This is a genomic window from Flavonifractor sp. An82, from assembly GCF_002159265.1.
Taxonomy (GTDB): domain Bacteria; phylum Bacillota; class Clostridia; order Oscillospirales; family Oscillospiraceae; genus Flavonifractor.
In genome coordinates this window covers 62,641-83,366 of sequence record NZ_NFHG01000011.1, presented here as the reverse complement: position 1 = coordinate 83,366, position 20,726 = coordinate 62,641, and the positions used below count along the sequence as shown (strand labels likewise).

The 20,726-nt window shown below is 51.4% G+C and carries 19 protein-coding genes and 1 pseudogene; 2 read left to right on the top strand and 18 right to left on the bottom strand.

The features are described from left to right. Positions 1–142: 142 nt before the first annotated feature. The 5 genes from B5G34_RS11835 to B5G34_RS19180 all read right to left on the bottom strand — a co-directional run bounded on the left by B5G34_RS11835 (position 143) and on the right by B5G34_RS19180 (position 5,194). Positions 143–1,708, bottom strand: coding sequence for an O-antigen ligase family protein (locus B5G34_RS11835; RefSeq protein WP_087337604.1), 1,566 nt, complete (start codon positions 1,706–1,708; stop codon positions 143–145). 204 nt (positions 1,709–1,912) lie between these two features. Beyond that, a complete protein-coding gene (locus tag B5G34_RS11830; protein WP_087331023.1) occupies positions 1,913–2,236 on the bottom strand; it encodes a hypothetical protein in 324 nt (107 codons plus the stop codon). A 68-nt stretch (positions 2,237–2,304) separates the two neighbouring features. Further along, positions 2,305–2,763 (bottom strand): hypothetical protein, encoded by a 459-nt coding sequence (locus B5G34_RS11825; RefSeq protein ID WP_087337601.1) that lies wholly within the window; start codon positions 2,761–2,763, stop codon positions 2,305–2,307. Then, positions 2,760–2,966, bottom strand: coding sequence for a helix-turn-helix transcriptional regulator (locus B5G34_RS11820; protein ID WP_087331027.1), 207 nt, complete (start codon positions 2,964–2,966; stop codon positions 2,760–2,762). Before B5G34_RS11820 ends, B5G34_RS11825 begins: the two co-directional genes overlap by 4 nt. Positions 2,967–3,247: 281 nt before the next feature. Beyond that, the gene (locus tag B5G34_RS19180; RefSeq protein WP_242957009.1) at positions 3,248–5,194 is read right to left on the bottom strand and encodes an NlpC/P60 family protein; all 1,947 of its coding nucleotides are present in this window, start codon (positions 5,192–5,194) and stop codon (positions 3,248–3,250) included. A 280-nt stretch (positions 5,195–5,474) separates the two neighbouring features. Here B5G34_RS19180 and B5G34_RS11810 point away from each other — a divergent pair, with 280 nt between their 5' ends. After that, the gene (locus B5G34_RS11810) at positions 5,475–5,852 is read left to right on the top strand and encodes a hypothetical protein (protein WP_087331030.1); all 378 of its coding nucleotides are present in this window, start codon (positions 5,475–5,477) and stop codon (positions 5,850–5,852) included. A 59-nt stretch (positions 5,853–5,911) separates the two neighbouring features. On the opposite strand, the gene B5G34_RS11805 is transcribed toward B5G34_RS11810, so the two are convergent. From B5G34_RS11805 to B5G34_RS19175, 11 genes and pseudogenes are all read right to left on the bottom strand, one after another. After that, positions 5,912–7,045, bottom strand: a complete 1,134-nt coding sequence (locus tag B5G34_RS11805) for a DNA cytosine methyltransferase (protein ID WP_087337598.1) — start codon at positions 7,043–7,045, stop codon at positions 5,912–5,914. Between the two features lies 1 nt (position 7,046). Further along, on the bottom strand, positions 7,047–11,165 hold the full coding sequence (locus B5G34_RS11800) for a SpaA isopeptide-forming pilin-related protein (protein ID WP_087337595.1): 4,119 nt from the start codon (positions 11,163–11,165) through the stop codon (positions 7,047–7,049). 77 nt (positions 11,166–11,242) lie between these two features. Further along, positions 11,243–11,911 (bottom strand): helix-turn-helix transcriptional regulator, encoded by a 669-nt coding sequence (locus B5G34_RS11795; protein ID WP_087337592.1) that lies wholly within the window; start codon positions 11,909–11,911, stop codon positions 11,243–11,245. A gap of 187 nt (positions 11,912–12,098) precedes the next feature. Then, positions 12,099–12,884, bottom strand: a complete 786-nt coding sequence (locus tag B5G34_RS11790; RefSeq protein ID WP_087337589.1) for a class D sortase — start codon at positions 12,882–12,884, stop codon at positions 12,099–12,101. Further along, a complete protein-coding gene (locus B5G34_RS11785; protein ID WP_087337586.1) occupies positions 12,881–13,861 on the bottom strand; it encodes a hypothetical protein in 981 nt (326 codons plus the stop codon). The genes B5G34_RS11790 and B5G34_RS11785 overlap by 4 nt, the downstream gene beginning before the upstream one ends. Positions 13,862–14,139: 278 nt before the next feature. Beyond that, positions 14,140–15,012, bottom strand: coding sequence for a hypothetical protein (locus tag B5G34_RS11780; RefSeq protein WP_087337583.1), 873 nt, complete (start codon positions 15,010–15,012; stop codon positions 14,140–14,142). A gap of 15 nt (positions 15,013–15,027) precedes the next feature. Next, positions 15,028–15,609, bottom strand: coding sequence for a PcfB family protein (locus B5G34_RS11775; protein WP_087337581.1), 582 nt, complete (start codon positions 15,607–15,609; stop codon positions 15,028–15,030). Then, entirely contained in the window at positions 15,584–16,081 is a 498-nt protein-coding gene (locus B5G34_RS11770; protein ID WP_087337577.1) for a hypothetical protein, read from the bottom strand. The genes B5G34_RS11775 and B5G34_RS11770 overlap by 26 nt, the downstream gene beginning before the upstream one ends. Further along, positions 16,029–17,387, bottom strand: coding sequence for a relaxase/mobilization nuclease domain-containing protein (locus B5G34_RS11765; protein WP_087337574.1), 1,359 nt, complete (start codon positions 17,385–17,387; stop codon positions 16,029–16,031). The genes B5G34_RS11770 and B5G34_RS11765 overlap by 53 nt, the downstream gene beginning before the upstream one ends. Beyond that, positions 17,388–17,696, bottom strand: coding sequence for a plasmid mobilization relaxosome protein MobC (gene mobC / locus B5G34_RS11760; RefSeq protein WP_087337571.1), 309 nt, complete (start codon positions 17,694–17,696; stop codon positions 17,388–17,390). It lies immediately after the preceding gene. Between the two features lie 345 nt (positions 17,697–18,041). Further along, a pseudogene (locus B5G34_RS19175) lies at positions 18,042–18,140 on the bottom strand (alpha/beta hydrolase); the annotation flags it as partial. Positions 18,141–18,279: 139 nt separating this feature from the next. On the opposite strand from B5G34_RS19175, the gene B5G34_RS11750 reads away from it, so the two are divergent. Continuing rightward, complete coding sequence (locus B5G34_RS11750) at positions 18,280–18,774, top strand: MerR family transcriptional regulator (RefSeq protein WP_087337565.1); 495 nt, start codon at positions 18,280–18,282, stop codon at positions 18,772–18,774. Between the two features lie 19 nt (positions 18,775–18,793). Here the strand turns inward: B5G34_RS11750 and B5G34_RS11745 are convergent, their stop codons facing one another. Further along, complete coding sequence (locus tag B5G34_RS11745; RefSeq protein WP_162609477.1) at positions 18,794–19,144, bottom strand: cyclophilin-like fold protein; 351 nt, start codon at positions 19,142–19,144, stop codon at positions 18,794–18,796. Positions 19,145–19,574: 430 nt separating this feature from the next. Further along, positions 19,575–20,720 carry a DUF3737 family protein gene (locus tag B5G34_RS11740; RefSeq protein WP_343286569.1) on the bottom strand — a complete coding sequence of 382 codons (1,146 nt, stop codon included), beginning with the start codon at positions 20,718–20,720 and terminating at the stop codon, positions 19,575–19,577. Between the last annotated feature and the right edge of the window lie 6 nt (positions 20,721–20,726).

Genomic DNA, 20,726 nt, shown 5'->3' with positions numbered 1-20,726 from the left:
GTCGAGAAATAAATGAGGCGCAGACAACCGGTTGGTTGTCTGCGCCTTTGTTACGGCATATATGTAATTAGGCGGCGATTTGCCTGTGTGATGAATTAGGTTAAAAGGGATTGCACTTCATTTCTATCCCTCAATTCCTTAGTTATCTAATATCCCTCTTTGCCAATTTGGCAGCAGTAGCAATTACACCAAAAAGGAAAAAGTACACGAACATTACCCGAGGATAGAACCATATATATTCCAGCATACCAATTCCTGAAATAGCGCAGAGCGCGCCTACACCAGCAGCCAAAATATTCCTAGCTTCTTTATTGGTGCTAGAGTAGAACGTCTTTACACCTATTTTGAGCTGATATATCACCGATGCAAGAAAAGTAATTACTCCCCCAAAACCTAGCTCAACCCATATTTGAAGATAATGATTATGAGTATGGATAGGGTAATTCCCATCAAACATAGGCGGATAATGTTGGAATACCTCCGTCATAACGTCAGTGCCAAGCCCTATACCTCGCATACCATAGTCGCGGATAAGATAGACAGTTTCTTCATAAATGCTAAAACGGTACTGAAGTGAGCTATCTTCAAAATTTCCAATCGTAAGAATACGATTCATTATACTTTCAGGCAGTAAAGGTAGCGCAAGCAATCCCACCAAAAAGAAAATAGGCAGAAATCTCCAATTCATCATTGCCAGAAATATCATTACCGCCATGCCAAGTCCAACCCAACCAGTACGAAAGTAAGTAAGGCCAATAGCGATAAAACAAATTGCCATAGAAATAAACACTAGAGTTCTGCCTATCCATGTCTTGGAATTAAGTAGCAATGCCAATGTAAAGGGCATAAGCATAACCAGTATTTCTCCAAAGGCATTTGGGTTATCAAAAAAGGAATATACTCGTCCAGGCATCCCAGGGTTGAGTGCCATATCTTGTTGTGAAGGATTGACCTCAACTCCCTGCCAGCCCTGATAACAACCATAAAGGGAGGCGATCACTAGCCCAATCAAAACGATAATTAGCATAAGCTGAAGCTGTTTTGTACTTTGGATTGTATTAACTAACATGATAGTAACAAGAAAAGCTATCACATAGAAAACTAAGAATCGTAATGAAAGGCTGTTTTTGAGCCCCTGCATAAAACCGTTAGTAAAATCTGTTCCTAAACTACTAAAAAAACCATATAAAACTAATCCCATAAATAACAAAAAATAGGGACCTAATGTAGCGAGTTCTAACCGACAATCTGGCCTTGCCATCGAACCTACAAGAAACAGTAGCAGAATTAAAATCATGATACATAGGGCATAGAGGTTATTCCAGTTTCTATGAGGAACAATGAGCATAACAAGCATGAAAATGCCCAGCAAAAGATAACTTGAGGCTCCTATTGCTGAAACCACACGGAAGGTAATACTATTGCGAAAATAATTGCTTCCAATCTTGTAAATTCTTTGAACAAACGTTATTGGCAAATTAACAATCAATATAAGGACATGATAGGTAATGCTGCTAGACAAGCGTTTTGGAAGAATCCCTTCACGCCATACTAATTGACAAAACCAGCTTCCAGTTATGTTACGGCTCAACGCAAGGCCAAATTGTACAAATATTTTCCTCAATACACTACCTTTCCAAATGCTACACAATAAACTCCAACAGGTAATAAAGAAGCAACCTATGACACTATTTTGTATGATTTTCATAATGAGACTCCACTTGGATCAGATCTTTAGACACAATCAAAATCAATTTTGGAGAAAAACCTTCCTGGCCGGAAATGACCACACTAATACTAGCCTTGTTGTTCTAAATCAGGCAAAGCATCCGCTTTTGCAATTATAATATTATTCTTTGTATCAGATTGAGCTGTTCAAAATATGCACGATGATAGCTTCGCCTTGGCTTCCTCATACCGCATTATCCTTTTTTTTGCGAACAATTCTAAATATTCCAATGAACATAAACAGCATACTACAAGCCCAGCAGACTCCAGCAAGTCCAACCCGTAAAGAACATTCTTCCGTCAACATTGGATGATTATCTGGAACAGTAATAAGCCCAAATAAATACTTAAATGTCAGGATTAAAAATATCAGTTGTACAACAAAAAATAATAGGTTCAGGTTATGAGAACGAATAAAGAGCACTAATAACGCAATAAAAGATAGTATTGCTACGACAGTAAAACCGACGAGGAGGAATAGTGGCACCTCGGCTTCAAATGCAATCATAAAAATACTCCTTTCGTTTTTTACCAAATCATATAATATTCATGCAGAATAAGTAATCTATTGTATATTTACTGCTTGTACCACTTTATCAAATAAATTAGGTTAACGAGCAGAAAAACAGACCAATGAGTAACTACAAGAAACGATATCGTCTCAACTGCGTAGTTTGCATCGTTCAGAACCATGAAAAAGGCTGTGGGAAACAACAGCAAAAGTACGATACCTGTTGCGATAAAACTCGTTGCTAAAATGCCGGTTTGATATTCATCATACTTCTTTTTCCGAATCAGCGACAACACAAGTATGCAGAGTGTGATAAGCAGATAAATATAGCCGATATACTTGAGATTGCCTTGTTTCAAAAATACAGTCCAGCCATTCCAAAATGCACTGCTCAATGTCTGTCCGTGATCAAGCATGCCTAGAAATTCAACGTGGCCGCTTGTAATGATGAATATTGCTGCATAGAAAACAGATATGATAGTGATGACGGCAGCGTTGATATACGGATTTTGCAGTAGCTTCATTTTCTTTTCCCCCCTTCAAAATCAAATAATTCTTCTATACTTAAATCAAAGAGTTTCGCAAGATCATACGCCAACCAAATAGAAGGATCAAATTTTCCTGTTTCAATGGCGTTGATTGCTTGTCGAGAAACCCCTACCTTTTCCCCTACTTCTTTTTGTGTCAGCCTTTTGGTCTCACGCATTTCTTTCAGTCTGTTTTTCAAAAAAGTGCCTCCTCGTATGTCAAGCCAACCTGACACAATAGTTATACAGTAAATTGTATGTCGTGTCAAGTAAACCTTACTTCAACCACATATAAATAGGTAAGTCTTGGTTATTTGCTACAAAGATTGAAATCCCCACACAGGCTTTCGGCGCATCCATGGAAACTATGTTTAAGATTGTGAAAGTGCTGGAATTCCGGTATTCAAATTATATGAAGATTAAAAAAACTCACGGTGAGACCTCATTCCGACAGGAATTGCGTCTCACCGTGAGATTTATTTTATTCCCCGTAATACAAGGGGCGCCCAATGGAGGTAAAGCCCTCCAGGCCGGTGATAACCACATTGTTGGCTCCACTTGCGCAGTGGACAATCAGCAGATTGCCGTTTTCGTCCCTGCCGCCCACAATACCGACATGAGTATCTTCTGGATAGAATACCAGATCGCCGGGCTGGGCCTCCTCCCAGGAGATAGAGGTACAGTAGGTGTGCTGCATACGAGCACCACCGCCATGGCCGATAACATATTCGCCGTTGCTGACATTATAGAAAGTCCAGTCCACAAAACCGGAACAGTCCAGCCCATAGGGCCGATAGGTACCGGTGGTGGAGTTGCCGTCCGCCCACACCTTGGAGAGCTGCCCCCAGCGGGAGTCCCAGCCGAGAACCAGGGATTTTCCGCCCCAAAAGTAGTTAACCTTGCCCACCAGCTTGCAGGCGGTCTCCACCACCGCACGGCGTTCCGGGGAAAGATCCTCCGGGAGATTTTGCAGAAGTTCCACTGCGTCGGCCTGGGTGATAGCAAGATCCCCCAGCAGTCCATTCAGGCTGTCCAGCTCCTCCAGCAGTTCGGTCAAAGTTTTGTTTTGGAACTCCGAGAAGGAATAGACTGTCCGCATATCATCGGCGGTTTTGGGAGTAATGGTGATATGAAGGATCGTTTCTGTGGAGTCCTCCCCTTCCACCGTCTCCGTCTCTGCGGTGATTTGACACATATCCCAAAAGACAGCACGCAGGCGCTCTATCCGATCTGGGGTCAGCGCGGCTACATCCACACCATCGTCCCCTCCGGCGGTTTTGACAGCAAAGACAGCCACCACCTCTTTCCAGGCCGGGGGTTGTCCCTGTATGTCAATGCTGTCATAGTCTCCCGTTTGCAGTGTTTCCAGCTCGTCCGCAAGTTCAACATTGATTTGCGCAATCCCTGCATTTAATGGAATGGCGTCTCTGGATGGCTCATTGGAAAAGAAGATCCCAAACGGAGAGGCCAGAAGTGCCGCAATCAAGGCCATGACTGCCAGCGCCGCTACCAAAACCACGCCGCCTACCAAAGATACCAACGCACTGACAAGTGCTGCCACCGCTTTTGTCACTGCAACAGCGGCCTTTCTGGAAAGTTCCGCGGCAGCCTTAGCCGTCTGCTTGGATTTTTGCAGCATACTCCGCTGGGCGGCGGTCTGTGCCTTCCGGCGAGCACGCTCCATTACTTGCTTGGCTGCGGGCGTCCCTGCGGTCTTTCGGGCAGTTGTTTTGACCGCATTCGTTGATACCTGGGCGGATTTGTCCATAGCTTTTCGTGTCTTGGGTGTAAACGCCCCACCGGGCGGCTTTTCTTTTGGCCCGGAGGAGCGCCGGGGGCGCTCCTTGATGGATGGATTGATGGATTGATTTCCGGGAGAGCGTTCCTTTTTTGTGGTGTATGTATTTTGGGGAGTACCGCCATAATGAGGGACTTCCCGGAATTGGCCGTTCTTTGGATGATCGGTTCTGACGGAGCGTTCCAACTTCTCCATGGTCTGTTGTTTCATCTGGGTCTCCGGGGTAAGCTGTGATCCATTGTGTAAGCTGTCCGGGGTATTGGGATGAATGGTTTTCCCATCTCTCAATGTATCATTGGCAGATGGGACCATATCTGTTCTCTCCTTGGGATGGCGGCCGCTTTCTTTGATTTGTTCCTTCCGGACCTTGGGACGGTGCGCCGGGTACAGCAGTCGATCAACTGCCTTTTCGGCTCGGTATCCCACTTCTTCCACAGCGTCCATCCCCGCCTGAACACTCTGTTCAGCCGCCTGGGTGTCAGGTGTTGCGGTGCTGCTATTGTCCCGTTGACGCTCCACCAGCCTACGGCGAAATTTGGCGGTTATTTGCCGCAGGGGGCCTTTTGGTTTCCACTCTTTGCCAGTGCGCTTGATTTTATTATCAGAACTACGTTCTTTTAACTTAGGCATGATCCACCCCTTTCTTTTGGACTATTCAATGTTGCTAGACGATATCTCGGATATTTTTCATTTTTGTTATGGTTGGTTGCTCCCTTTGAATAAAGAAAAGAGTGATTGTGGAAGTCACTCTTTTCCTGTTAGTTTATCTTGCCCTATCGCCTACAATTCTGGTCAAGTATTAAATGCTTTTGTATTATCCTTTGCATCATTTAACTGGATATGTTATAATTTGTAACCTAATAGTTAATCATTCAAAACCTAATCTACTGTATAGAAAGGATTATATTTAATGAAATTCGAGATGATAAATTCATTTGGTCACCCAGTTCAGTTTATGGATTATTTTCTTTTTTTTACATTTGTTTTAATGCTCTATAACTGCATCTGTATGCTTATGGTGTTTGGGAAACGACAAACAAAAACTGGTTGTCCAGTTCGTCTATTTGTGAATTCAACCATTGTTTTTTTACTTCATTTGCTTATTTGTGGTTATGCTTGGCAGTATTCCATGTGGATAGAGGCAGAACCATGTACTGATATTATTGCACAGATTGGAGTTATGACTTGGCTGTTTGTAACGCCAATTCTATACTTCATTATCATAGTCGCTTTTGCCGTTTTGTGTATTTATTTATTTATCGAATGGAGAAAACTCGATAAATTATAAATAAGTACATATTATTCCATATTAACTCGCAGTCAACAGGACGAGGTTCTTTTAGTCCTTTATTTCGTCTCACGATGATATCTGGCTTTATCTTTGTCCAGCACCTCCGCAATACCCGCCATGAGATAATCGGCACAGGGTAGCGCAATAGAGTTGCCTAGGGCACGATACCGTTGAGTGGAGCTGATGGGCTTGCCGTCTGCGCCGTACTCCGTCCAACCCTCCGGCAATCCCATCATGCGCTCGGTCTCCCGTTCCGTAGGGAAACGGATGCACCCCCCAAAAGGATCATCCTCAAACCAGAAGGCAAAGGGCGTGACCACCCCAGCTAAAACAGTGGGAAAAGGGTCAGTTGGAAACCCAAAGCTGTCTCGGAATTGGACGTGTTCCTGCTTTTTGGATGCCCCCCGCATACGGAACAGTTGAAAGGGTCGGAGGATGGGTACGCGCCCCCCTGTTTCAAGAAAAGGGCCTCGATTTCCGGCGGAGGCGGACAACCCGCCCGCTGGGCCAGTTTCAGAAAGTAGGAACATTGGGCGGGGCTTAAACAGTATTTCGTGAGCACGCTGCCCTCCAAAATCTGCCACGAGAAAGATACGCTGCCGTCGTGCCAGGCGGGGGCTTGCCCAATATTGGGCGTCCATAAGCCGCCAGGCCAGATCGGGACATCTCCCTCGCACCATTCCGGCATTTGCCCATCGACCAGAGGGAGGAACTGAAAACGGGGCGTCTTGGAAGGATCGGAGCACGGCCAGAAAATCCAGCCGGTCATTTGATGAAAGAGCTCCCATGACGTTTTCCCAAAGAGCGATAATTGGAAATTGACCTCCAGTGGCACACCTCATTTCTTTGATAATTCGGATTGCATGATGAAACAGACTTGATTTGGCTCCAGCCAAACCGGAACGGTCTCCGATTTGAGACAAGTTTTGGCACGGGGAGCCAAAGGTAAGAATGTGGACGGCGGGGATCTGCCCGCCGTCCATCTTTGTTATATCCCCCAGGTGCTCCATCTCCGGGAAATGCCGCCGGGTGATGGAGATGGGGGCTTTTTCAATTTCGCTGGCCCAGAGCGGCACGATCCCGTGACGGCTGGCCGCCAGTGGAAATACTCCAATCCCGTCAAACAAACTGCCCAGGGTCAGCGGCGGCTCGTTTTGCGTCTCACGGTGAGACGTGATTTCCAGCGCCATATCAGTTTTCTCCCGGTGTGGTGGACATGAGCCGATAGAGCTCGGTATCCTTGGGAATGGAGTTGTTGAATGGGACCAGGGAGCCGCCCATCTTCAAAAGGCCGTGTCCGGGCTCCGCATTGGTGATGTAGCCCATCTGTGTATCGGAGATATGAAGGAGCTTGCCCAGCTCCGCCCGGTCGGTGGCCGCCTGATTGAATAGCAGGAGAAATTCAGAGTTTGCCAGCATGAGCCGGGCCGTTTCGGACTTTAAGCACTCCTCCACATTCTGGGTCGCCGCCGTCATAATGCCTGCGTACTTTCTGAACCGTTTCCAGGCGCGGTACAGAAACTCGCCGGAATAATGGTACTTGAAATACAGATACACTTCGTCCAGGAACACCCAGGTGTACTTGCCGCGTTTTCGGTTTTCCATGACACGGTTCTGGATGGCCTCTAGCGTAACCACCAGGGCGGTAGGACGGAGCTGTTCTCCCATTTCATAGAGGTCCAGTGTGATGATCCGGCTATTCATATCAACATTTCCGGGATGGGCAAAGACATTCAAGCTGCCCTCGGTAATAAGCTCGGCGGCCAGCGCGATTTCGCGGGCCTCCGGGTCCACCTGTTTCAATACCTCGTTGCGCCAGTCGGTCAAGAGAGGCATAGGGGCCTTGCCCCGGCTATCGTCCAGCAGATAGCCCGGCTTGGCTCGGGTTTCCTTGATGACCAGCGTGGTCCCAGGTTCTACCCCTTCCACCAGGAAAGTGCCGGTGCTGTCTGTCACGAACTTGCCGTTGGCGTCGCCCACCACAGAGCCGTCCGATTTTGTCACCAGGAACTCCACATCGGAGAGCGGCGTGTTATCTGCCGCCGATACCTTCTTGACCAGAACAGCTCCCTTGGGGGCGTTAGAAAAGTAGAGAGTCACGATATCCTGGTCTTTCCCGGAAATGTAGAAGGACTGGGGCGCGGCGTCGATTACATGGCCGCTGTCGCTCTCCAGCTCCTCGCAGATGTAATAACCAGCCTTGAGCCCGGTAACGGTGAAGGACCCGTTTGCCGAGGTGGTGTAAGTGCCGATCACGGTGCCGCCGCTGCCGCTGGTCTCACCGCCTAAATAGCTCAACTGAAAACGGCAGCCGCTCAAGCCTTCCCCACTTACGCTGTCCTGCTTGTAAACGATCAGGGCGGACAAGGGGGTGTTCTCAAACAAGAAGGTATGCCCCTTTCCGGCAGGGATGAAAGCCTCCTGGGTATCGCTGTCCTTGATAGAGAACCCTGTGGGCGGCTCCAGCTCTTTCACCCGGAACCAGCCGTCGCGCAGGCCGTTGGCCGGGCCGGTCAGCTCAATGCGCCCGTTCTCGTCCGTGGTGAATACGCCCAGGTCGTTGTATTCGCCGGTCTCCGTATCGTTGCTGGCATACCACACCTGAAAGCGCACATTTGCCAGTCGTTCATGGGTGATGGAATTTTCCTTGATGATTTCGATAGTCGGGGCCTTGTGGTTTTCAAAATATACATCCCGGTCCCGGTTGGGGTAGAGGGTCACAAGCTGGGGGTCTGCGTCCAGCAGATAAGGTGACGGAACGGACTTCTCGATTACCTCATAGACCATGGGCAGGAGATTGGGGACCTTAGCAGAACCGTCCGGACCGGTGGTCACCTCCGCCACACTATGCCCGTCTGCACCTTTCACCAGAAAAATCGCACCCTCCACGGGGGCGCCGCTGTCTGCGTCTCGTTTCCAAATGGTAAGATTTGGGCGTCTGTTGTTTTCCAAAACAATGGTGCTGTCCTTACCGGGGAACAATTCCACATGATATTCCTTGGGGTCCAGAATATGGTCCGATACTGTATCGGTTTCCTTCAGGGAATATACTCCGGGCTGCAAGCCCTCCCAAATGATGGTGCCTGTGCTGGAAGTGGTCTGATCCATGTATCGGCTGCCATCTCCAATCCGGGTCAGGCTGTATGTCACTCCAGCCAGGGCGGAGCCATCCGAACTGATTTTCGTGAGATGGAGAGAAGGCAGTTTGCTGTTGGTAAAGACGAACTGGGCCGTCTCATTTCCGTCCAGATGGATGATCCGCTGGGGTTCATCGATCACAAAACCTGGGCACTCCAATTCAGTCACCACATAAGCGCCCACGGGGAGTTTGGAGAGGTCGATGGTCCCATCCTCCGAAGTCGTATACTCCTCCGGTCCCCAGGAGCCGTCCACCGCCTCAATGCGGAATTTGACATTGGCAATCGGTTTGCTGAGGTTCGCACTGTCTACCTTGATAAGATGGATACCGGGCAGGCGATCATTGTAAAATACCCGTTCCACAATGCCCATACCCGTGGTCAGCTCCACATATTGGGGGGTGGGGTCTACAATGTGTTCATCGTCTCCAGGGTTTCGTTCCTCGATCCGATAGCTGCCCTCGGGCTGGTTCACCAGGAGAATTTCGCCCTGTTCATTGGTACGGAAGATGCCCAGGGAAACATTATCCCGGAAGATCTCAAAGGCCACATCCGGCATAAGTTCCATCGTTTTTCGGTCATACTTGATGATCCGCAAGCCTGGGAGTTCTTCATTGATGATAGTCGCGGTAGATTCCTCGCCCGATACCACATTGACCGTCTGAACGGTATCGGTCACAGCCTTCCAGCCCTCGATTCCTGCCAGCTCACGCACTTCCCATGCGCCCGGCTCCAGCTGGTCGAAGGTGATGGACCCTCCGGTGGTGGTTTGTCCGCTCCGGGTCTGGCCGCTCTCCAGGTGCTTGATCTGGATGGTTACACCGGAAAGCAAATCGCCGGTATTACTCTTTTTTTCCACGCGCAAGGAGCCATAGGGTGCGTTCCAGAAGGTCAGGGTCGCTACTTTGTTGTACTCCACATCCGCGTGCTGGGTACGCTCGTCCGGGAGAAGATGATACCGGGGCGGAATCTCCTCTGTCACCGTATAGTGGCCCTCAAGAGTCAGGGGGATCACCACGGTCCCGTCCGGCCCAGTGGAGAAAGAACCAACCTTGCGGCCCTCGGGGTCATAGACGGAGAACACAGCCCCCTCCAGGGGGATTTCTGTGCCTTCCTCCAGCTTTACGATTTTCAGCGCGGTCTCGTCCGGGTCGGGGTCCTGGCCGTCGTAATAATTGCTGATAGCCGCCACATCCAGTTGCACATTGTTGTCCAAATCACAGATATAATTTTGCAGTTCACCATACTTGTCTTTCTCCTGGCAGACGGCATACATAGCAGCATATTGTGCCACCGATGCAGACAGTGCGAGCTGGACGCTGCCGCTTTGGTTCTGAATGGATTCCGCAGGGTACAACACCTTGAATTGAGCGCCATACCCATCACCAGTCCATTCTGCCGCAACAGCAGTCACATCCTTGTTGTCCATATTGACGATCCGGGTTCCGTTTGGAACGGAGGCGGGGTCCTGGAAGGAAACAGAAATGTCGTAATCGTAGACCCATGTCTCACTCCAAGCCGTAAATACCTGCTGATAGTAGTCCTTACCCTCGACGCTGACAGGATAGGCCACAGAATGGTCCGGGGTAGCTGTCATTTTGGGTGTGAGCATATAGTTGTAGGTGGTGCCGCGCTTATAAATGTCCTTGGCGGCGGCCAGGATGCGATTTCCTCTATCCAGCTCCTCTCCGGTGAGGCCGGGGGCGACCTTCAAATTATTGATGTTCCAGCTGGAGATCAGATAACACCACAAAGCCATCTTAGTGGCATAATACGCCTGATACTTGTTATCCAAATTCAGTTCGCCCAGGCTGCGGTGGGGGTAGCCGTTAGAGATGATGCCCACCACCTTGGGATCACTGGATTTTTCCTCGGCCAGATATTTTACGCTTTGGCCAGGCTCAACAACTTTAGGAACTCCAGTTGTCGTTGGGTTGACACAATATGCCGGAACTTCTCTCATTGTTCCGTCATTTCCCTGGTACTTAAAATAGGTGTAAGTCTGTTTTCTTATTGCACCGTTGATGGATAGATACCCCAACTCATATCCGCCGTTGTAAATGTCTACCTCGCCTAGGGCAGCTTCAACGGAATCAGATGCAGCGGCCAAGCCGGTACAAATGTTTAATAAAGTGACAATGCACAGCATAAGTGCAAGCAGTCTCCGTGTCATGGTATAACCTCCTTTTGGATACAGAAAGAGGGAGTACACAGAATGCGTACTCCCTCTAGTGTTTATTGTATATAGTATCAGTATTTGCGATGTTTCCACACCATAATGCCATTTAAGATAATGCTCACTGCCAAAAATAGTGCAACTACAAGCAACAGTGCAGAAATTGTATCCTCTATTGCGGACCAGTCATGTGCTTGGACATTACAATAGATATCAAAAAACTGTGTTCCAACCGACATGGCAGCCAAACCCATGCTAATCCAGACATAAACTGCTGCTCGGACTTCTCTTTTGCAGATTATCAGTCTGACGGGAATGAACCACGCTGCCAATCCCAGTAAAATGCTAGTAACGGAGATTAATACAATTCTTCCGTATTGCAGTAGCACCAGCAGTACAAATATGGCCGCACACAGAATAATTGCCAGGAAAATTCTCCCCACTACTTGCTCTATGTGATTGCTGGACGTACGAATTGTGATTGTATCAGCAATCATCTTTTCAGCCACCTGTGTACTGATGAACTCGCCTGTATTACGTTCTCCCTGTATTAATTCGACCAAGGATACGTCTAGTGCCTTTGCAAGCGGTTCAATATTTTTAATATCTGGAAATCCAGCTCCTCGTTCCCACTTGCTAATGGTTTTATCCGATACAAACAGTTTTGCAGCAAGCTCTGACTGTGTCATCCCCCTTTCTTTCCGAATGGATGCTATAAATAATCCTAATTTCTGTGCATCCATCGTATCACCTCCTCGTTGTTTATAAGTATAACAACCTCCAAATAAATTTCAATCAACGTATCGTGTATCTCACAAAAAACAGGCTCTACGTTTCGTCTACCTTATAGAGTGCCAATGGGCAGCATCCCTAGAGTGAGCATCAGGGCCAGGAGCAGGCAAAGTAGTTGCTTCATACATATTCTTTCTCTCAAATTTCCACAGCTTGAACCATCCAACGGTAGGCACGCTGATCCCGGACACAGGTATAAAGGGTGATCCGGTTGTCACTGGTAGCCGCCGTATCACTGGTATCCGTTTCCAATACCTTCTCAACGCTGACAACCTCATAAGTCCGCATGCCCAGCTTGGTAGTCCAGGTAACAGTATCGCCCGGCTCCAGGGTATGCAGGTCACCGAAGTCGTCCCGGACACCCCGGTTGTGACCAGCAATGCAAACATTTCCATCCCAAATGCTGGTGTCGGAGAAATGTCCCGCGCCTTTTGCAAGAGTGCTGCTGCCGGTTCCCTGGTAGACCTTAACGGTCAGGCCAATAGCAGGGATCTTCAGCGTACCCAAATGACCGCCGGAATAATAGAGGTCGTCCGTAACCTCCGTGTAGCCCGTAGAAATGCTGCCCCCGATGCTGGAACCGCCGGTATTGGGACTGAAATTAGGCGGCATGACGGTTACGCCGCCACCAGCCACCGTCCCGGTCGTGCTGTTCTGATTGACCAGATTGGGCGTCAACAGTTCACCGGCGTTCAATGTGTATGAAGTAGGGCTGCCAAAAGCAGGCGGGATACGCGCCGCGGATTTGCTGCGGTCCGTGTTTGCCGGTTCATCCGTGGTGACATAGATCGTATCATCAGAGGTGGGCCGTCCAAACAGGTAATCATCCGGCGCTCCGACTGTGTATTGCAGCGCGGATGCCGGTATAGTGAGAACTGCCGCCAAACAGAAGGCAGCACACATGGAATATAGCGTTTTCTTCATTTTACATACCCCCGTTTCTTGTCGCGCAGGTATTTCATCAGCCGCCAGCCGCCATATCCGGCCCCGCCCAGGAACACAGCACCCAGCGGGATCAGGACCAGCCGCGCGTCAAAACTGGCCTTGGATTCTGCCTCGGTTCCTGCCTCCGTGAGCTCTGTATTTTGCGTCTCACCGTGAGACGCAAATACGGCAGTGTAGATTACCGTATCACAGTTCGTCCGGGTGATCTCTCCTTTGTAGTCGGCGGTTACGGTGTAGCCGGTGGCATATTTGCTGGTAGCAGTGCCGGTATAAGTAGCAGTAGCATTATAACGGATTGCCAGGTCGTAACCATCCATCTGGTCGGTTGCCGCCTCCTGCCACTGCACGTCGGCCAGCGTTAATGTCCGTCCGCCGTCCTCCACCGTTTTGGGGATCAGCGATACATCGGCGTTGGATAAATTGGGATAGGTACGGGTGGCGGAGACGGTGCGGCTGCTGGTCTTGTACCCTGCCGCCTCCACCTGGATGCTGGTATAATCCGGGACCAGAACGCCGGTATAGCCGTCCTCGGTGGTGATTTCCAGCTCTGGCTCCAGAAGTTGGATAATCTCGGCCATATCCTTGGTGTCCATGTCCCGCGTGATAACCTCGATATGCTCCTTTGTATCTGTCTCCGTCTGATCGTTTTTCAGAATATCCAGAAGGGTATATGTCCGCCCTTCCCTGTCAAAGTCTCCGGTTGGAATGGTGGAAGGATCATCTTCTCTGGAAAGGTAATATACCTTTTCCAGATAGTAGGCTCCGTTTTCCTCATAGGCATTGACTTCCGCCGGATAGACCGCAGATGGGGCGGGGGGAACTGTTTCCACCACCGGCGGCGTCTGGGCCGGTTCTGTGCCTTCTTCCGGTTCAGCGGCCAGAGCGGCGGTGGGACAGGCGGCCAGCGTCAAGATCAAGATGGCAGATAAAAAGAGGCCCTGTTTCCGTTTCTTCATTGGCTTAAACCTCCAGTTTTGTATTGGGTAGTGGAATTGCGTCTCACGGTGAGACGCAATTCCACGGATGGGAGCGCACCAGCCCCCAGAATAGCAAAAGCCGTCCTTGGACGGCTTTTGGGGTGTGGTCCCCTTGGTAACTGAAAACGGCGCCGGGCGCCGTCTGTCAAGGCCCGTCCAGTTCGCAAACTGGGCGGCTCGCGGCGATTGCGCCAGCAATCGCCGGCCTTGACGGACGGGGAACGGCGGCGTACTCTCCCCCAGGGGGACACGCCCCCTTATCGTGCGCCCAAATGTCTGCGGCTCCGTTCCTGCTGTCTGGGCTGAATGGCCCGGTCAATGCCATCGCCCATATTGCGGGTCGTTTTGCGGAGCTGTTCCAGGGCCTCGCCCCGGTCAGACGGTTCATAGCCCTCATAGAGCTGGGCCAGCTCCGCGGCCTGGGGCGGCTTGCAGTCAACCCCAAAACGACGGCAAAGCATATAGCTGACGCTCTCGGCGTCTACCCGGTAGGTCTCCCGGTCGAAGTCGATGTTGCGGCCTTTGTCGTGGGCCTGGGCATAACCGATTTCGGTAGCCAGGGCCGAAAATACCTCCAGCTCCCCGTAGCTGGGATCAATGGCAAGGCAGAGATGTGTTTCATCATATCGGGCAGGCGTCGGCATACCTCCCTGCTCCACAATGGGAACCGGGGAATAATTCATCAGGGCCCCCAGGGCCGTCTCCATTCTGGCAGTGTTCTCTATCAAAGGGACCGGTTCCTTGATGGGTCTGCCGATAGTCTGGCTCACATCGTAGTAGTCTCCCATAAGATAGCCCCGGCGCTGCCCGTTCCGGGAAGGAACGAATACCTTGGCCCCGCTTTTCATGGCCTCGTCCTGGACATAGCGCCCCTGTTCGTGCCAAAAGCTGATGGTCCCGATTTTGGTGGCCCCTTTTAGCTGGAACAGGGTCAGCGCCACATTTCCGGCGCTGCAACTGATATTGTTTGCCTGCAAGTCCAGGTATTTCTGGTACATCTCCGGGTTGGTGGTGATTTCCTCAAGTGCCACATCTCGCATTTCTGACAGGTTGCCGCGTTCAGCCCGGCGTTCCTCCAGCCACGCCTGGTCACGGACGGATTTGTTTTTGATAAGGTCGCTGATATTCATTGGTGATTCCTCCTGTTATCTTGTTCTTTCCCGAACCTTTTCCGGCCCGGTGCGTGTCTGCTCCGATAGGGCTTTCAGCCGTTCCAGCCGCTTTTTGACGGAAGGTTTTTGCTGCTCAACATCCTCCGTCGGAGATGGTGTCGAGCCAATCCCGCGCTCTCTCAAGGACTTCTCTTGTGGAGCGCGGGGGTTCGCTTTTTTTGGCGTTTCCTCCTGGGTCCTTGCGGGAATGGGATAACCCAGAGCCTCCAGCGCGGCGTTCAGCTGGGCGGCGTAGTTCTGTGTGGACACCACATTTACATATTCCCCTTGGCTGCCCTTCTTCCTGGCAAAGAAGTAGAGGATACCCAGCTCCCTGGCAAGTTTCTGAAATTTCCCCATATCTTCTTGTTTGACCCGAACCACCTCGGCCGGAGATGGGTCCCTGGCAAGCCGCCGGGAGCTGGTTTTACCCACCACCTTGTAGTCCTCTTTGGAGAGGGCCAGCAGCAGAGCCGCTACATTCTTCAACCCTGTTCCGGCCAGCTTGACGGCGCTTTCGGTTGCCTGGATACTTTCTTTTACCACCAGATCAGCGGTTTCTCCGCTCACATCCATGTTGTTCACCTGCCTTTCTCAAATTTTCTATAAAGTCCAATGTACTGCCGATGGTCGTGTGAGTGTGGTAGTGCTTTGCGATCCGCCGGATATGGGCAGCTGCGTCCCCTGGGGTGCCTGCGGCAAACTGCTCCACATCCTGGGCTGAGGTGTTATAGTCCAGCACTGTGACGATACCAAAGGGGCGTCCTTTGATTACATGGGAAATATGAAGATACAGCGCGTCTACCTTGGGTTCAGAAAACAATCTGTATGCAGTCCAGCAGAGGTATGCGTAGCTTTCCGCCAGATAGACTTCCGATATAGGGAACAAGTAGCTTTTCTCCCGGCGGGCAAGAAATAAATAATCCCTGTCCTCCATCCGTCCCAATTTCCGAATATCCAGCGCAAGGCTGTCAGCGTCAAGTTGTGGACGGTAATCAGCGAACAGGGTCAAAATGCCGATCAGGTCGGCCCTTATCAGTTGCAGCATGGCTTTTTCTTTGATGGCGCTCCTCCTGTTCCCGCCGGATGTTGGTCTGGTATTCCTCCATTTGCGTTTGGATATGAGACATATCCACTTTGATTTGCTCACAAAGTTTGAGTTTGGACCTGACCCGGCGCAGTTCTTGATTGATGGACTGAATTTCTGCCGTGACCTCTCGCCCTTCCCGTTTCTCCTGGTATCGTTCTTTTCGTTGTTCGGTCAGACCGTCGATTTGGGCTTGCAGGGCGTCCGTCAGCATGGAAAACTGTGCGCTGTTATCAATGCGATATTCCTGCAACAATCTGAATTGCCGCTGATAACGCCGTAGTTTGGAAACCTCCGCCCGTATGGAAAAGGGGATTTGTTTCCTCTTAGGTCGTCGTATGTTCAAAAGATAGAGATAGGAAACATACAAGGCCCGGAACCCCCGCACTTTTTTTCGGGGCATTTGAGTAAGGTAGCCCCGGCGGATGGTATAGCGTTTCGGTGGCTCGATGATTTGCACAGGAAGATCCTCTCGGTCTCCGCGGCGAATGGCTGCCAGTCGTTCCCGGATAGCTGCCTCTGTATATCGTTCTCCCATGCCGGACAGCCGGAAAAATCTCTGGCCTCCTGGTGGACAAATGGCAGTATGCTTGACATTGGGGCCATATTTGATGGAATAGCCTTGCCTCCGTAAAGCAGCCAAAAAACTCTCAAAGGTAAAGCTCTCACGAATAGCAGCGTCGATGTCCCGGCGGATCAGCCCGCGGACCGTCTCCTTGCCGGTCCGCTCCGCCTCCCACTCCGCATAGTGCTTGCCCTGTCCTGTCGTTACCTCGATCACGGATAGTCCACGGTCCCGGCTGACGGCGTTGGAAGTTTCCCGCAGGGTCCCAAAATAACTCTGAAAATCGCTGCGGTATTTTCTGCCGTCCACAAAAGAGACGGAGTTGAATACGATGTGACAGTGCAGATGTTCCCGGTCAAGGTGGGTGGAGATCACCGCCTCATAGCTATTTCCCAACAGGCGGCGGGCAAATTCCACACCAGCGGCGTGGGCCTCCTCCGGTGTGACTTCGCCCGGAGCATAGGAGTGGATGATGTGATATCCCAGAATACCTCCCGTTTTGTCCCACCGGCGTTTAGTTACCTGCATTTCTGAATAAGCAGTGGCAGCCTGACAGTTAATGCCGGTCACAAGCTGGTGGGCCTTATCGGGGTTCTCCGCATAGGTTAGGGCATGGTCGAGACTATTCTTTTCTTCATTGAGCACATAGCCCAGGCAGTTGTCCATGCGCTGCCGTATGGGGATGATTTTGTCATAGGCCATTCAAAAATTCTCCTTCACCAAACGGGCTGCCTCATAGGCGAGTGCTGCCGCCCGGCGCAGGTCCTCCTCCTGGGTGCTCTTTTGCGCGTTGGCCCAATAAGCAATTTGATTGATATTGTTGCCGATGGCGTGGAGCTCCCGGATCAATGCGGCAATATTGTCAGGCGGACGAGGGCGGAGCTGGACACCGGATACCAGGAGCCGGATAAAGGGATCTATACCCAGTCCCGCTTTTTTAGCCTCCGCCTTCAAATGCAGGTATTCCGCCTCATTCATCCACACGCTCACATGGCGGTTTCGCTTTCGCATAATCACCTCCTTGAGATTTGCGTCTCACGGTGAGACGCGATTTCGTATGGGGTTTTAGGGGGTATCCCCCTAACAAGGGTCATTTGTGCTACCAAATGACATACTTGCTAATGCAGCGCCGCCACGGGCGGCGCTGTTGGGGGCGGGGCCTGCTATCTGACCGGATGGGAGCGGCCTGGATTGGGAGCTTTTTTGATTTTCCCCGTCTGGTGGCGGTGTTCCACCATAATAATGCGGGTAAGCTCTGCCTCATTATCCGGCTCATATTGTACCGTGCGGATTGTGCCGTGGCCGGGGCGGACCGTGTTGAGTGACGCTTGGTGTCCGTCATAGGGAACCACGATGGTAGCGGTTGATGAAGGTGACTTTCTTGTGATCCACGCGGTCGCTCTTGGGAAAGGTCTTGTCCCACTCCTGCGTTAAATTAAGTTCTGCTGGTCTCAACATGGATGAATTCCTCCTAATTGATTGACGAAACATTTGGCTTGTCACAATGGTTTGACGAGCAGTATTTTTTCTGGTATGATCCTATCATAAGACCTAAACCTGACTTTAGGTCAAGTATTTTTTGGGAGGATTTAGAATGTTTACGATCGGTCAGGTTTCTGAGATGTTCCATATCCCTATTTCCACCCTCCGCTATTACGATAAGGAGGGGCTGTTCCCCGGCCTGGAACGTACCTCCGGCATCCGCCGGTTCGGTGAAGCGGAACTGGAAGCCCTCCGGGTGATCGAGTGTCTGAAGCAGTCCGGTTTGGAGATCAAGGACATCAAGCGGTTCATGCAGTGGTGCTGTGAGGGCAGCAAAACCTACCCCCAGCGGAGGGCGCTGTTCCAACAGCAGCGCCAGGTGGTGGAAAATCAAATCCGCCAGCTGGAGAAAACGCTGGCCATGATCGACTTCAAGTGCTGGTACTATGAGCAGGCCATCCAAGATGGGAATGAGGGACGGATTCGCGCCATGATGCCGGATCATCTGCCACCTGAGATCCAGAAACTTTACGACGATGCCAGAAATCCCGGCCGGGAGCCGGACTCCCAGCCGACAAAGGCTGTTGAACCGGAGGACTGCCGCTGAGCGCAGGGATATGCATCGCTCAGCCTCCCAAAGAGAACGTGACCGACACATCACCGCTGCCCAGGGCCTCTGTCCAGCTGGTGAGGTCGTCGATCGTTCCAAGGCGGGTGTAGCTCCAGGAGTTGGAGCCGTAGAACATGACGATCTGGTTGCCCTGGTAGAGCACGATGTCCCCCGCCTGGGTGGTGGTCTGGCTGTTGCTGGTGGGCAGGCTGGTTCCCAGGGCACCCACCTTTTCAAAGCCGGCATAGTCGCTCATCTGGATCGTCACCGGCCCATGTTCCATCATCTCCACCAGCGCGTCCACAGCGGCGTTGTCCTCCAGGGTGGCGGTAAAGGTGCTCTCGCCGACCTGCACGGTCATCTTCATCTCTGTGCTCTCCTCCTCACTCCCGGTATTGTCCACTGCCGTATTTCCAGGCGCCGGTTCCGGCGGCTCTGAAGTCCCTCCGGGTGTTTCCGGTACCGGCAATTCCACATCTGGAGTTGTTGCCTCGCCTTCCGGCTGGACAGGTTCATCCGTTTGCACCGTAGAAGTGCCGGGCGACTGCGGCGCCGTTGGAACGGCACCTTCTCCGCCATCATCATCCGTTTCTGAATTGGGAACTTCCGGCTGTGCCAGATCTTCCTCTGGATGGACTTCTTCCACAGACTGTTCAGGGGAACTGAACTCTGAACCGTCGGTAGATTGTCCAGCAGCCTGCTGGCCACTGCCGCACCCGGACAGCATTGTCAGGGTCAACAGGTAGCACAGCAGAAGAAAGAATGGCGTTTTATGCAACTTCATTTCCGCCTCCCGCTCACGCGCAGACCGCCCTGTCTCCGGCTCTCACGATGACCTCCCCGCCAGCCTCTGGGATGTCCCGGATGATCTCTCCCATGGCGGGGACGGTGATGTGACTGCCGACCAGGGGGTTCTTGACGCTCACCACCGGGGTGGTAACAGTGGCCTGCACCTCGCTGCGCTCAAAGGCCAGGTCGCAGTCTACCATCTCGCAGTCGATGAGCTTTAGGCCCTTGCAGTAGCACAGGGGCTGAGTTCCGATGATCTTGCACCGCTCGAAGGTCACATTCTCGCAGTACCAGGCCAGATACTCCCCCTTCACCACACAGTCCCGTACCACAACATTCTTGGCGTGCCAGAAGGCGTCCTTGGTGTCAAAGGAACAGTTTTCAAAGACGGAGTTCTCGATGTACTGAAAAGAGTACTTGCCCTTAAAGCTCGCATTGCGGAAGTGCAGATCCGTCCCCCGCATCATAAAATACTCGCTCTGGGCAGTGCAGTCCTCCATAGTCACCTGGCGGGAGTTCCAACCAAATTCCGGGGAGAGAATATCACAGTTTTTCACCACCGCGTCGGCGCACTCCCGCAGGGCCTTGATGCCGTGGAGTTTGGTGTTCTCGATAGTGATATGTTCGGAGTACCACAGGGCCGCCCGGCACTTGTCCGTCAGCTCACAGTCCTTGATGGAAAGGCCGTGGTCGTGCCAGAAGGGGTAACGCAGGTTGAAAAAGCTGTGCTCCACCTGGATACCGCTGCACTCCTTAAAGGCGCTCTCCCCGTCGGCGGGGCCGTCAAAGGAACAGTCCCGCACCAGCAGTTCCTTCATGCCATACAGGGCCCGCTCCTGGTCAAAGGTCTGATTCTGAATGATCGTCATAGCAACTCCTCCAATATCTATGGGGTTCAGGATTCTCCGGCGCGGCGGCTTCTCCAACTGATAGACCAGATAGTCCAGGCAGTCAATCCTCCGCTCCTCCCGGTGTAGGCGGTCCAAGAGTTTCCGCCGATGGCCGGACAGCAGGCGCAGCTGCTCCCGGTATTGGCCGGACCGCTCCAGCGCCAGGAAACGCTCCGTAACTTCCGGACCGCAACCCGCGTCCTCTAAATTCTCCAGCAGGGCCTGGGCCGTCAGGGGCGTTGCTGATCTCTCCGGTTGTTTCATGGCCAT

Excerpts from the sequence above, each read along its gene's own strand:
- B5G34_RS11835 (WP_087337604.1), bottom strand. The coding sequence starts at position 1,708 with ATGAAAATCATACAAAATAGTGTCATAGGTTGCTTCTTTATTACCTGT.
- B5G34_RS11830 (WP_087331023.1), bottom strand. The coding sequence starts at position 2,236 with ATGATTGCATTTGAAGCCGAGGTGCCACTATTCCTCCTCGTCGGTTTT.
- B5G34_RS11825 (WP_087337601.1), bottom strand. The coding sequence starts at position 2,763 with ATGAAGCTACTGCAAAATCCGTATATCAACGCTGCCGTCATCACTATC.
- B5G34_RS19180 (WP_242957009.1), bottom strand. The coding sequence starts at position 5,194 with ATGCCTAAGTTAAAAGAACGTAGTTCTGATAATAAAATCAAGCGCACT.
- B5G34_RS11810 (WP_087331030.1), top strand. The coding sequence starts at position 5,475 with ATGAAATTCGAGATGATAAATTCATTTGGTCACCCAGTTCAGTTTATG.
- B5G34_RS11805 (WP_087337598.1), bottom strand. The coding sequence starts at position 7,045 with ATGGCGCTGGAAATCACGTCTCACCGTGAGACGCAAAACGAGCCGCCG.
- B5G34_RS11800 (WP_087337595.1), bottom strand. The coding sequence starts at position 11,165 with ATGACACGGAGACTGCTTGCACTTATGCTGTGCATTGTCACTTTATTA.
- B5G34_RS11795 (WP_087337592.1), bottom strand. The coding sequence starts at position 11,911 with ATGGATGCACAGAAATTAGGATTATTTATAGCATCCATTCGGAAAGAA.
- B5G34_RS11790 (WP_087337589.1), bottom strand. The coding sequence starts at position 12,884 with ATGAAGAAAACGCTATATTCCATGTGTGCTGCCTTCTGTTTGGCGGCA.
- B5G34_RS11785 (WP_087337586.1), bottom strand. The coding sequence starts at position 13,861 with ATGAAGAAACGGAAACAGGGCCTCTTTTTATCTGCCATCTTGATCTTG.
- B5G34_RS11780 (WP_087337583.1), bottom strand. The coding sequence starts at position 15,012 with ATGAATATCAGCGACCTTATCAAAAACAAATCCGTCCGTGACCAGGCG.
- B5G34_RS11775 (WP_087337581.1), bottom strand. The coding sequence starts at position 15,609 with ATGGATGTGAGCGGAGAAACCGCTGATCTGGTGGTAAAAGAAAGTATC.
- B5G34_RS11770 (WP_087337577.1), bottom strand. The coding sequence starts at position 16,081 with ATGCTGCAACTGATAAGGGCCGACCTGATCGGCATTTTGACCCTGTTC.
- B5G34_RS11765 (WP_087337574.1), bottom strand. The coding sequence starts at position 17,387 with ATGGCCTATGACAAAATCATCCCCATACGGCAGCGCATGGACAACTGC.
- mobC (WP_087337571.1), bottom strand. The coding sequence starts at position 17,696 with ATGCGAAAGCGAAACCGCCATGTGAGCGTGTGGATGAATGAGGCGGAA.
- B5G34_RS11750 (WP_087337565.1), top strand. The coding sequence starts at position 18,280 with ATGTTTACGATCGGTCAGGTTTCTGAGATGTTCCATATCCCTATTTCC.
- B5G34_RS11745 (WP_162609477.1), bottom strand. The coding sequence starts at position 19,144 with ATGAAGATGACCGTGCAGGTCGGCGAGAGCACCTTTACCGCCACCCTG.
- B5G34_RS11740 (WP_343286569.1), bottom strand. The coding sequence starts at position 20,720 with ATGAAACAACCGGAGAGATCAGCAACGCCCCTGACGGCCCAGGCCCTG.